Genomic DNA, 11,915 nt, shown 5'->3' with positions numbered 1-11,915 from the left:
GTAATGAATTACGTGTTCACTCGTTGAGACTTGGTATTCATTTAGTGTCCGAAGACATTAAGAATCCATGTCACTTTGAGTGCCCACACAGATTGTCTGATAAATTGTTAAAGAGCAGTGCCGCTTCGTTTTCGCTGCGGCGCGGGGTGTGCATATTACGCTTTCCCGCTTCAGAGTCAAGCGTTTGTTTTGCTTTTCTCTGCTGATTCGGCGGCTTGCGTGCCGTTGTTCCGTGTCAGTGGAGGCGCATTATAGGGAGTAATTCCGAACCTGCAAGGATAAAGTGAAAATTATTTCCTGACCGCTCATTTTCCAGGCAAATCACATCCCAGACCTCAATTTTCGCCTGGTTTTTAAACAAAAACGAGCCGCAAGCGGCCCGTTTTTGCGTTTTGTGACTTACTGCACTGCCACAATGCGATCGTCGTTGGCTTCCAGACGAATAACTTTGCCCGGAACCAGCTCCCCAGAGAGGATTTGCTGTGCCAGCGGGTTTTCGATCTGCTGCTGGATAGCACGTTTTAACGGACGCGCACCATAAACAGGATCGTAACCATTCTCGCTCAGCAGTTTCAGCGCATCGTCGGAAATGTGGATTTCATACCCACGCTCTTCCAGACGTTTGTACAGACGCTGCAACTGGATCTGCGCAATCGACGCGATGTGTTTCTCGCCCAGCGGATGGAACACGACCACTTCATCAATACGGTTGATGAACTCCGGACGGAAGTTTTGACTGACCACACCCAGCACAAGATCTTTCATATGGCTGTAATCCAGCTCACCGAAGCGTTCCTGAATCAAATCGGAACCCAGGTTCGAGGTCATGATCACCACCGTGTTACGGAAGTCGACCGTTCTTCCCTGCCCGTCCGTCAGACGCCCATCATCCAGCACCTGCAACAGAATGTTAAACACGTCAGGATGAGCCTTTTCCACTTCATCCAGCAGGATGACGGAATAAGGACGACGACGAACCGCTTCCGTCAGGTAACCGCCCTCTTCATAACCGACATATCCCGGAGGCGCACCGACCAGACGCGAGACGGAGTGTTTCTCCATAAACTCGGACATATCGATACGCACCATCGCGTCATCGCTGTCGAACATAAAGTTAGCCAGCGCTTTACACAGCTCAGTTTTACCGACACCGGTTGGCCCCAGGAAAAGGAACGAGCCGATTGGACGATTCGGATCGGACAGCCCCGCACGGCTACGACGAATGGCGTTAGATACCGCTTCGACCGCTTCGTTCTGTCCAATGACGCGCTGATGCAGATCCTGCTCCATACGCAGCAGTTTCTCACGTTCGCTTTCCATCATGCGAGCCACAGGAATACCCGTCCAGCGCGCCAGCACTTCGGCAATCTCGGCATCCGTCACTTTATTACGCAACAGACGCATGGTTTTGCCTTCCGACTGCGTGGCAATCTCTAGCTGTTTTTCCAGCTCAGGGATCTTGCCGTACTGTAGCTCGGACATCCGTGCCAGATCCCCCACGCGACGCGCCTGCTCAATGGCAATTTTCGCCTGCTCCAGCTCCGCCTTGATTGTCTGGGTGCCAGAGAGGGAGGCTTTCTCAGCTTTCCACTCTTCTTCCAGCTCAGAATACTGACGCTCTTTCTCGTCCAGTTCTTCGTTGAGCATATCGAGGCGTTTCTTACTCGCTTCATCAGACTCTTTGTTCAGCGCCTGCTGTTCCAGCTTGAGCTGGATAATGCGGCGATCGAGTCGGTCCAGCTCTTCCGGTTTCGAGTCAATCTGCATACGGATGCTGGACGCCGCTTCATCGATAAGGTCGATGGCTTTATCCGGCAACTGACGGTCGGCAATGTAACGATGCGAAAGCGTCGCCGCCGCAACGATGGCCGGGTCAGTGATCTGCACGTGATGGTGCAGCTCATAACGCTCTTTCAGACCACGCAAAATGGCGATGGTATCTTCAACGCTTGGTTCAGCGACAAACACCTTCTGGAAACGACGCTCCAGCGCGGCATCTTTTTCAATGTACTGACGATACTCGTCCAGCGTAGTGGCGCCGACGCAGTGAAGTTCACCACGCGCCAGCGCAGGTTTCAGCATGTTCCCGGCATCCATTGCGCCATCAGCTTTACCCGCCCCCACCATGGTGTGCAGTTCGTCGATAAACAGGATGACGTTACCTTCCTGTTTCGCCAGATCGTTCAGCACGCCTTTCAGACGCTCTTCAAATTCACCGCGGTATTTCGCCCCGGCCACCAGCGCGCCCATATCCAGCGCCAGTACGCGACGGCCTTTCAGCCCTTCGGGCACTTCGCCATTAACGATACGCTGCGCCAGCCCTTCAACGATGGCGGTTTTACCGACGCCAGGCTCCCCAATCAGCACCGGGTTGTTTTTGGTACGACGTTGCAGTACCTGGATAGTCCGACGAATTTCTTCGTCACGGCCGATTACCGGGTCAAGTTTGCCCTGCTCGGCACGTTCGGTCAGGTCGACCGTAAATTTCTTCAAAGCCTGACGTTGGTCTTCGGCTCCCTGGTCGTTCACGCTTTCACCTCCGCGCATTTTCTCAATCGCCTGGGTCACATTAGCGGTGGTTGCACCGGCGGATTTCAGCAGGTCGGTTAAGGTACCGCGTGATTCAAGCGCCGCCAGAACAAACAGCTCTGACGAAATAAAGTTGTCCCCACGTTTTTGCGCCAGCTTGTCGCAAAGGTTCAGCACGCGCACCAGATCCTGCGACGGCTGCACGTCGCCGCCGGTACCTTCTACCTGCGGTAAACGGCTCAGCGCCTGATCGATGGCGGTGCGTAACTGGCCGGCATTAATGCCAGCGGACGTTAATAAAGGACGTACCGATCCCCCTTCCTGATTCAGCAAGGCGCTCATTAAATGAAGAGGTTCGATAAATTGGTTGTCGTGCCCCAGTGCGAGGGACTGGGCATCGGCGAGAGCAAGCTGGAATTTATTAGTAAGACGATCCAGACGCATAACTCCTCCCATAACAGGTCAAATTTGCTACTGGAGATTAAATGAGGTCATCCCTCAATTATTCAAGGTTAATAACCTGAATTATGTGAAAAGAAAACGGCGCGTACCGGATCGTCTTGATTCTTTAGGTTATATCAGCCAAATGAAACTTGCCATACGACCTGTCGTCTTGTCGCGGCGATAGGAGAAAAAATCACCCTTTTCGGTGAAGGTACAGCGATCTCCGCCGAAGATTTGGGTCACGCCGACGTTATTCAGGCGCTGGCGGGCAAGCTGATAAATATCGGCCAGATATTTATCTCCGGAAGCCACAAACGCTTCGACCGCTTGCGGATCTTTTTCCATAAAGGCATCGCGCACTTCGGGCCCGACCTCAAACGCCTGCGGGCCAATCGCCGGGCCAAGCCAGGCGATGAGATTTGCAGAATCGTCATGGAAGCAGGCAACGGTCTCTTCCAGCACGCCTTCGCACAGGCCTCGCCATCCGGCGTGGGCAGCAGCCACTTCAGTTCCTGCCTTATTGCAGAACAACACCGGCAGGCAATCAGCAGTCATCACCGCGCAAACCGTTCCCGGCGTATTGCTGTACGAAGCATCGGCGCGCTTAGACGCATAGGGCTCCCCCGTCAGCTTCAGCACCGCTTTACCGTGCACCTGCTCAAGCCAGACCGGTTTTGAAGGAAGGTTTCCCGCAGCAAAGAGGCGTTTACGGTTCTCTTCAACGTGCTCCAGGTTATCGCCACAGTGCGCACCGAGGTTCAGAGACTCCCACGCGCCCTGGCTCACGCCACCGATACGGGTTGAACTACAGGCGGCCACGCCTTCAGGCAGTGGCCACGCCGGGACAATCAGTTTGGTCATAACCAGTCCACGTGATCCTTATGTTCTTCGAAATCTGCGCGCATCGCGTCGATAAGTTCCACCATATCCTGTGGGATCGGCGCATGCCATTCCATCTGAATTCCAGTAATTGGGTGATAAAGACGCAGCATCGTCGCATGCAGCGCCTGGCGATCGAATTTACGCAGCACGGAGATGAATTCATCCGATGCGCCCTTTGGTGGACGCGGACGACCGCCGTAAACCGGGTCACCCACCAGCGGATGGGTAATATGCGCCATGTGCACGCGGATCTGGTGAGTACGCCCGGTTTCCAGACGCAGACGCAGGCGCGTATGAATACGGAAATGTTCCATGATGCGGTAGTGGGTTACCGCCGGTTTACCCATTGGGTGTACGGACATATGCGTACGCTTGGTTGGGTGACGGCTGATAGGCTCTTCCACCGTGCCGCCAGAGGTCATATGACCAATCGCCACCGCTTCATACTCACGGGTAATTTCGCGCAATTGCAAAGATTCCACCAGGCGAGTCTGAGCTGGGACCGTCTTCGCCACCACCATCAGACCCGTGGTGTCTTTATCCAGACGGTGAACGATACCGGCACGCGGTACGTCGGCAATCGGCGGATAATAATGAAGGAGAGCGTTAAGTACCGTACCGTCAGGATTGCCCGCGCCCGGATGAACAACAAAGTCACGCGGCTTGTTGATGACCAGAATATCGTCATCTTCGTAGACGATATCCAGCGGGATATCCTGCGGCTCGAAGCGGACTTCCTCTTCGATTTCAGCATTGATGGCGACAGCTTCCCCACCAAACACTTTCTCTTTTGGTTTGTCCCAGATCTTGCCGTTTACCAGCACGCGCTGGTCAAGGATCCATTCTTTTATGCGTGAACGCGAATAATCAGGGAACAATTCGGCCAAAGCCTGATCTAAGCGTTGACCGAGCTGATTTTCGGAGACTGTTGCGGTGAGTTCTACTCGTTGTGCCATAAACTGCTTCTTCGTTTAACGTTGGGTTTTACGGCTTTGCCGTTTAATATAGTGTGCTATTGTAGCTGGTCTTAATCGGGAGCAGGAACTGAGTTTCTCCCGGACAAACATTTGAGGAAAGTCAAAACGTCATGACGCGCATGAAATATCTGGTGGCAGCGGCCACGTTGAGCCTGGCTTTGGTGGGCTGCTCCGGTTCGAATGAACAGGTCCCTGACAATCCGCCGAATGAAATCTATGCGACTGCACAACAAAAGTTGCAGGACGGTAACTGGAAACAGGCGATAACGCAACTGGAAGCGTTGGATAATCGCTATCCGTTTGGTCCGTATTCGCAGCAGGTACAGTTAGATCTCATCTACGCCTACTACAAAAATGCCGATCTGCCGCTGGCTCAGGCAACGATCGATCGTTTCATGCGTCTGAACCCTACCCATCCTAACATCGATTACGTGATGTACATGCGCGGCCTGACTAACATGGCGCTGGATGACAGTGCATTGCAGGGCTTCTTCGGGGTGGATCGTTCCGACCGTGACCCGCAACATGCGCGTGATGCTTTCAATGACTTCTCCAAGCTGGTGCGTAGCTACCCGAACAGCCAGTACATTACCGATGCCACTAAGCGTCTGGTGTTCCTGAAAGATCGTCTGGCGAAATATGAGTACTCCGTTGCGGAATACTACACCCGCCGTGGCGCATGGGTTGCCGTGGTTAACCGTGTAGAAGGCATGCTGCGTGATTATCCGGATACGCAGGCCACGCGTGATGGCCTGAAGCTGATGGAGAATGCGTATCGCCAGATGCAGATGACGGCTCAGGCTGACAAAGTGGCGAAAATCATCGCCGCGAACAGCAGCAACACCTGATACCGCTACAATGCATAACGGCAGCCCGCGGGCTGCCGTTTTTTTATTCTTTCAGACTTACGCTGAAGCGGTTTAGCTTCAACACATCCATTCAACTATGACCGCAATTGTTGGCTTCGACAAGGTAAATCTCACCTCTTCCTGCCCTGCCTCACAAAAAAGATTCCCTGACAAAAACCGACAAAATAACGTGATCCAAATCACACATTTTGACATTAGGTCGGGTATGCTGGAATCACCAAGACGGAAAGACAAGAGGTAAAATTTATGACAATGAACATTACCAGTAAACAAATGGAAATTACTCCGGCAATCCGCCAGCACGTCGCAGACCGTCTCGCCAAACTGGATAAATGGCAAACACATTTGATTAATCCACATATCATCCTGTCCAAGGAGCCGCAGGGTTTCATCGCTGATGCAACTATCAATACTCCAAACGGCCATCTGGTCGCCAGCGCAAAACACGAGGATATGTACACCGCAATTAACGATTTGATCAACAAGCTGGAACGGCAGCTCAATAAAGTGCAACACAAAGGTGAAGCACGTCGCGCCGCAACCTCGGTGAAAGACGCCAGCTTCGCGGAAGAAGTTGAAGAAGAGTAATCCTCTAAAATTGAGTGTACCGACAACGCGCCTTCGGGCGCGTTTTTTATTGACAGGATCAAAACAGTGCAGGTACTTTAACCCTATCAATTTCAGGATGACCTTATGAAACAGACGCCGTTTTTCTTCGCATTCTTTTTTACCTTCCCCTGACCGGGAGGCGTTTCGTCGTGTGATAAAGAATGCGAAGACGAACAACAAGGCCTCCCACACCGGGAGGCCTTTTTTATTGATAACGATAAAATGAGACAGACAACACTATGACACCGGAAAACCCGCTCCTGGATTTACGCGTAAAAATCAGTGCACTCGACGAAAAATTACTGGCCCTGCTGGCAGAACGCCGCGCGCTCGCCGTTGAAGTGGGCAAAGCCAAGCTCGAGTCCCATCGGCCGGTGCGCGATATCGATCGCGAACGTGATTTACTGGAACGGTTGATTCAACTCGGCAAAGCGCATCATCTGGATGCGCACTACATCACCCGCCTGTTCCAGCTCATCATCGAAGACTCCGTTCTGACGCAACAAGCCCTGCTCCAGCAGCATCTTAACAAAACCAACCCGCACTCTGCTCGTATCGCTTTCCTCGGCCCGAAAGGCTCCTATTCTCACCTGGCGGCTCGCCAGTACGCAGCCCGACATTTCGAAGAGTTTATTGAGAGCGGCTGCGCGAAATTTGCAGACATCTTCAACCAGGTCGAAACCGGCCAGGCAGATTACGCCGTGGTGCCTATTGAGAACACCAGTTCCGGCGCCATCAACGATGTTTACGATCTGCTCCAGCACACCAGCCTGTCGTTAGTCGGCGAGTTGACTATCCCTATCGATCACTGCGTGCTGGTCTCTGGCTCAACCGATCTGAGTCAGATCGAAACGGTGTACAGCCACCCGCAGCCGTTCCAGCAGTGCAGCCAGTTCCTGAACCGTTATCCGCACTGGAAAATTGAATACACCGAAAGCACCTCGGCGGCGATGGAAAAAGTGGCGCAGGCAAACTCTTCTGCCATCGCGGCTCTCGGTAGCGAAGCGGGCGGCGCGCTGTATGGCTTACAGGTGCTGGAACGCAATCTGGCCAACCAGACGCAGAATATCACCCGTTTCGTGGTTCTGGCCCGCAAGGCCATCAACGTGTCGGACCAGGTCCCGGCGAAAACCACCCTGCTGATGGCGACCGGCCAGCAGGCGGGTGCGCTGGTTGAAGCGCTGCTGGTGCTGCGTAATCACAACCTGATCATGACGAAGCTGGAATCCCGCCCAATACATGGCAACCCGTGGGAAGAAATGTTTTATCTCGACGTTCAGGCCAACCTGGAGTCTGCGTCCATGCAGAAAGCCCTGCGCGAACTGGGCGAGATCACACGCTCCATGAAAGTGCTGGGCTGCTATCCGAGCGAAAACGTGGTCCCGGTCGATCCGGCTTAACGTTCGATAAAGCGGCTTTTCTTCATCCCTGCCACATTTACAGGCAGGGTGAAGATGGCACCGGAAAGCGGATATTTCGCCAGCTCCTCCGCCTCCATATTTTCCCGCGTGGTGGTGATAAACAGCGTTTTCATATCGTCGCCGCCAAAGCAGACCATTGTCGGGCAGCGTACCGGCAGCCGATACTCTTCCAGCTGTTCGCCTTGCGGTGAAAACCGTGCGATACGCCAGCCGTCAAACAGTGCGCTCCAGTAGCAGCCTTCCTCATCCATTGCCGCTCCATCGGGTATACCTTCTCCCTCGCTAAACCGGCGAAACTCTTCGCGCTTACCGGGTTCCCCCTGCTCATCAAGCGGCGTACGGTAGATCACACCGTTCGGCGTATCAGAAGTAAACATCCATCGTTTGTCAGGACTAAACGCTAAACCGTTATGCCCGTGAATATCGCACTGGATCACTTTCGGCGTCAGGTCGTTGTCAATACGCATCAGCATGGCGCCGTTATAATCTCCCGGCCCCCAGAAGGTGCCCGCATAAAACCGTCCCTGATGATCGGTACCGCCATCGTTAAAGCGTGCAAGCTGCGGGTTGGATGGGTTATCGCAAACTTTACGCTGTAGCAGGCCGTGCTTATCGGTCAGCCAGATGGCGTTTCGCATCGCGACGATAAATCCGCCGCGTTCACGCAGGGCAAAACACCCAACTTCTTCATGGAATGAGAGCACCGAGTGCTCTGCGGTGGGCAGATGGTACCGATGGATCTCCCCTTCCAGGATATCCGCCCAGTAGAGCGCCTTCTCTTCTGCACTCCACGTCGGGCATTCGGGCAGATGCCCGGTATAGTTCAACAGCAGCTGCGGTTCAGCCATGACAGTTCCCCAAAATGAAAAAAGCCAGCAATGCTGGCTTTCAGTATATACATCATCGCATTACTGGCGACTGTCATTTGCCTGGCGCAACAGCGTGCGGCTTTCACTCTGGAATCGCGTGGCGTAATCACCGAACCAGTGCTCCACTTTACGGAAACTGTCGATAAAGGCTTGTTTATCGCCGTGTTCCAGCAAGGTGATCGCTTCGCCAAAACGCTGATAATAGCGCTTGATCAGCGCCAGATTATTTTCAGACGACATGATGATGTCGGCGTAAAGCTGCGGATCCTGGGCAAACAGTCGCCCGACCATCGCCAGCTCCAGACGATAGATTGGCGAGGAAAGCGCCAGCAATTGTTCAAGCTGAACGTTCTCTTCCGCCAGGTGCAGCCCATAGGCGAAGGTTGCAAAGTGGCGCAGCGCCTGAATAAACGCCATGTTCTGGTCATGCTCTACCGCGCTAATGCGGTGCAAACGTGCTCCCCAGACCTGGATCTGTTCCAGGAACCACTGGTAGGCTTCCGGCTGCCGTCCGTCACAGTAAACCACTACCTGCTTCGCCAGGCTTCCGCTGTCCGGGCCAAACATCGGGTGTAACCCAAGCACGGGGCCAGTGTGCGCCGCCAGCATTGCCTGTAGCGGACCATTTTTAACGGAGGCCAGGTCCACCAGTATGCAATCTTGCGGCAGCGGAGGAAGTTTCGCGATTATTTGCTCCGTCACATGGATCGGCACGCTGACGATAACCATTCCGGCGTCTTTCATCAGCTCCGGCGCGTGCGACCAGTCCTCTTTCTCCAGAATACGCACCTGATAGCCAGAAAGCGTCAGCATTTTCTCAAACAGACGCCCCATCTGCCCGCCACCACCGACGATAACCACCGGGCGCAGCGACGGACAGAGGCTTTTGAAGCCCTTGTCGTTTTCGCTGGAATAGGACTCCCGCATCACGCGACGCAGGACGTCCTCAATCAAATCAGGTGATACGCCCAGGGCCTGCGCCTCTTTACGGCGGGAGGCGAGCATAGAGGCCTCACGCTCCGGAACGTAAATCGGCAGTCCGTATTTACTTTTAACCTCGCCGACCTCAGCAACCAGTGCCATGCGGCGCGCCAGAAGATCCAGCAACGCCTTATCCACTTCATCAATTTGATCGCGTAATGCGGTCAATTCAGCAACCATAACTACCCTCTTATGCCAGACGCGTCGCCAGCTGGCCGTTCAAATCTTTGTGGATCTCACGCAGCAGCGCATCGGTGGTTTCCCAGCTAATGCAGGCATCGGTGACCGAGACGCCGGGCTTCATCGCGCTACGCGGCTGTTCCGATGACTGATTGCCTTCATGAATATTACTTTCAATCATCAGGCCGATAATTGAACGGTTGCCATCTTTAATCTGAGCAATCACAGATTCTGCAACCGCAGGCTGGCGACGGTAATCTTTATTCGAATTACCATGACTGCAATCTACCATCAGCGCCGGACGCAGTCCCGCCTGTTCCATCTCTTTTTCACACTGCGCGACATCCGCCGGGCTGTAATTTGGCGCTTTACCACCGCGCAGGATCACATGCCCGTCCGGGTTGCCCTGCGTTTGCAGCAGGCATACCTGGCCCGCCTGGTTGATCCCGACAAAACGATGGGGCATGGCGGCGGCGCGCATGGCGTTAATCGCCGTGGCCAGGCTGCCGTCGGTACCGTTTTTAAAACCAACCGGCATAGACAGGCCAGACGCCATCTCGCGGTGGGTTTGTGACTCGGTGGTGCGCGCCCCAATCGCAGACCAGCTGAAGAGATCGCCCAGGTACTGCGGGCTGTTCGGATCCAGCGCTTCGGTAGCCAGCGGCAGCCCCATGCTCACCAGTTCCACCAGCAGGCGACGCGCAATTTTCAGTCCTGCTTCCACATCAAACGAGCCATCCATGTGCGGATCGTTGATCAACCCTTTCCAGCCAACGGTCGTACGTGGCTTCTCAAAATAGACGCGCATCACCAGATAGAGGCTATCGCTGACCTCCTCCGCTAATGCTTTAAATCGACGAGCGTACTCAATGGCGGTTTCAGGATCGTGAATAGAGCAAGGACCACATACCACCAGCAGGCGCGGATCGCGGCCAGCGATAATGTCAGAAATGGTCTGGCGCGAGTGCTCAATCTGAGCTTCCTGCGCGACGCTCAGCGGGAATTCCGCCTTCAGTTGATCCGGGGTGATTAACACCTGTTCGTCAGTGATATGTACGTTGTTCAGCGCGTCTTTTTGCATGATTGCGATCCTGTCAAACTCGTTTGCGATAGTGGTTTTCCTCGAAGAGGTGACACAACGATATCACATCAAGTAAAGATTTCAATCCAAAATACGTACACATTACTTTACACCGACCCTTTAATTGCAAAAATAATGGCCTAAAATCGTAAAGTTAAAATTACACACGCACGCCTGTAAGCCAGGCTATGCTCACAAAAAGGAGAATAGCCATGCGTTCAATTGCTTTTATGTTGTTGTCGCTGATTTTGTCGGGTTGCCAGATCAATCCTTATACTTTTCAGCCTGACTGGACCAGACCGGACTGGTTCACGGCCGGTAAAGAAGACGCTATGAATGGTGTTCCGGTTAAAGATAACCAGGCTCTGGCCGATAGTTTTAATGACCCTCAGGTTGATCGAGCGGAATATCTTCGTGGCTACGCTGACGGACAGAAAAAAATATGCGAAGAGGGCTTTATTCACGCCTGGGGATTAGCGGGCAAATCATTTCCTGCCAGCTGCGATGCAACTGAAAATGCAGTAAAACTGCATGAATCCTGGCAACAAGGATTGGATGAAAGTATGCGTTCCAGCAGGCTTAATTGAGCCTGCCTTAATTCCTCTGAATATAGCTCACTGTAAGATTTAGCTTAGGTCAAAACAGGGATATTTCTGACATAATAACGGCTTTGATAAACAATGGTATTCTGCCGACAATTCTTAAGGACATCTATTTCCAGGGCGGTTTGGCGGATTCTGATGAGAAATGCAATCTTGATCGCTTTGCTCCGACTCCCCCTGGCGCTAATACTGTTCATTTTAGTAGCCCCTGCAACGGCAGGCTCGTTCACGGAAACGGATAAATCAGTACGTTCGATTGTTTCTGGCATTGTGAGCTACACCCGATGGCCAGCACTGTCCGGCCAGCCTAAGCTCTGTATTTATGCCTCTTCCCATTACAGACAGGCGCTCAGCACTGAGAGATCCCCTCATAATTTCCCCAAAGCGTAACCATGTGTGAATAAATTTTGAGCTAGTAGGGTTGCAGCCACGAGTAAGTCTTCCCTTGTTATTGTGTAGCCAGAATGCCGC

Annotated in this window: 13 protein-coding genes, 1 pseudogene and 1 other annotated feature; of the genes and pseudogenes, 6 read left to right on the top strand and 8 right to left on the bottom strand. The window is 53.3% G+C overall.

Features of this window, described 5'->3' with window-relative positions:
- Positions 1-399 precede the first annotated feature (399 nt).
- The 3 genes from clpB to rluD all read right to left on the bottom strand — a co-directional run bounded on the left by clpB (position 400) and on the right by rluD (position 4,811).
- Complete coding sequence (gene clpB / locus ACOTX5_RS25260) at positions 400-2,973, bottom strand: ATP-dependent chaperone ClpB (protein ID WP_017692862.1); 2,574 nt, start codon at positions 2,971-2,973, stop codon at positions 400-402.
- 129 nt (positions 2,974-3,102) lie between these two features.
- Complete coding sequence (gene yfiH, locus ACOTX5_RS25255) at positions 3,103-3,834, bottom strand: purine nucleoside phosphorylase YfiH (protein ID WP_039270053.1); 732 nt, start codon at positions 3,832-3,834, stop codon at positions 3,103-3,105.
- A complete protein-coding gene (gene rluD / locus ACOTX5_RS25250; protein WP_017383977.1) occupies positions 3,831-4,811 on the bottom strand; it encodes a 23S rRNA pseudouridine(1911/1915/1917) synthase RluD in 981 nt (326 codons plus the stop codon). Before rluD ends, yfiH begins: the two co-directional genes overlap by 4 nt.
- Before the next feature lie 131 nt (positions 4,812-4,942).
- On the opposite strand from rluD, the gene bamD reads away from it, so the two are divergent.
- The 4 genes from bamD to pheA all read left to right on the top strand — a co-directional run bounded on the left by bamD (position 4,943) and on the right by pheA (position 7,710).
- The gene (bamD, locus tag ACOTX5_RS25245; protein WP_003863164.1) at positions 4,943-5,680 is read left to right on the top strand and encodes an outer membrane protein assembly factor BamD; all 738 of its coding nucleotides are present in this window, start codon (positions 4,943-4,945) and stop codon (positions 5,678-5,680) included.
- Between the two features lie 267 nt (positions 5,681-5,947).
- Entirely contained in the window at positions 5,948-6,289 is a 342-nt protein-coding gene (gene raiA / locus ACOTX5_RS25240; RefSeq protein WP_003863162.1) for a ribosome-associated translation inhibitor RaiA, read from the top strand.
- Positions 6,290-6,393: 104 nt separating this feature from the next.
- Positions 6,394-6,519, top strand: a sequence feature (Phe leader region).
- Positions 6,395-6,442, top strand: coding sequence for a pheA operon leader peptide PheL (gene pheL, locus ACOTX5_RS25235; RefSeq protein WP_100229775.1), 48 nt, complete (start codon positions 6,395-6,397; stop codon positions 6,440-6,442). (Overlaps the previous feature by 48 nt.)
- Before the next feature lie 30 nt (positions 6,520-6,549).
- Entirely contained in the window at positions 6,550-7,710 is a 1,161-nt protein-coding gene (pheA, locus tag ACOTX5_RS25230) for a bifunctional chorismate mutase/prephenate dehydratase (RefSeq protein ID WP_045906907.1), read from the top strand.
- Here pheA and ACOTX5_RS25225 read toward each other — a convergent pair.
- Genes ACOTX5_RS25225 through aroF form a run of 3 tightly spaced genes read right to left on the bottom strand, consistent with a single transcriptional unit; the run spans position 7,707 to position 10,842 of the window.
- The gene (locus ACOTX5_RS25225; protein WP_045911903.1) at positions 7,707-8,579 is read right to left on the bottom strand and encodes an SMP-30/gluconolactonase/LRE family protein; all 873 of its coding nucleotides are present in this window, start codon (positions 8,577-8,579) and stop codon (positions 7,707-7,709) included. The genes pheA and ACOTX5_RS25225 overlap by 4 nt on opposite strands.
- A 60-nt stretch (positions 8,580-8,639) precedes the next feature.
- A complete protein-coding gene (tyrA, locus tag ACOTX5_RS25220) occupies positions 8,640-9,761 on the bottom strand; it encodes a bifunctional chorismate mutase/prephenate dehydrogenase (RefSeq protein WP_045906905.1) in 1,122 nt (373 codons plus the stop codon).
- Positions 9,762-9,771: 10 nt separating this feature from the next.
- Positions 9,772-10,842, bottom strand: a complete 1,071-nt coding sequence (gene aroF, locus ACOTX5_RS25215) for a 3-deoxy-7-phosphoheptulonate synthase AroF (protein ID WP_006811632.1) — start codon at positions 10,840-10,842, stop codon at positions 9,772-9,774.
- Between the two features lie 212 nt (positions 10,843-11,054).
- Here aroF and ACOTX5_RS25210 point away from each other — a divergent pair, with 212 nt between their 5' ends.
- Positions 11,055-11,429, top strand: a complete 375-nt coding sequence (locus tag ACOTX5_RS25210; protein WP_032649145.1) for a DUF2799 domain-containing protein — start codon at positions 11,055-11,057, stop codon at positions 11,427-11,429.
- A 44-nt stretch (positions 11,430-11,473) separates the two neighbouring features.
- On the opposite strand, the gene ACOTX5_RS25205 is transcribed toward ACOTX5_RS25210, so the two are convergent.
- Entirely contained in the window at positions 11,474-11,713 is a 240-nt protein-coding gene (locus ACOTX5_RS25205) for a hypothetical protein (RefSeq protein WP_185812390.1), read from the bottom strand.
- Here ACOTX5_RS25205 and ACOTX5_RS25200 point away from each other — a divergent pair.
- Positions 11,634-11,795 (top strand): annotated as a pseudogene (locus ACOTX5_RS25200) (YfiR family protein); the annotation flags it as partial. The gene ACOTX5_RS25205 and the pseudogene ACOTX5_RS25200 overlap by 80 nt on opposite strands.
- Before the next feature lie 17 nt (positions 11,796-11,812).
- Here the strand turns inward: ACOTX5_RS25200 and ACOTX5_RS25195 are convergent.
- Positions 11,813-11,915, bottom strand: a 103-nt coding sequence (locus ACOTX5_RS25195; protein WP_223230349.1) for a hypothetical protein, incomplete at its 5' end; no start/stop codon positions are given.

Origin of the sequence: Enterobacter cloacae complex sp. IR5441, from assembly GCF_049238215.1 — a bacterium.
GTDB lineage: Bacteria > Pseudomonadota > Gammaproteobacteria > Enterobacterales > Enterobacteriaceae > Enterobacter > Enterobacter hormaechei_C.
This window is presented reverse-complemented; position numbering and strand designations above follow the sequence as displayed.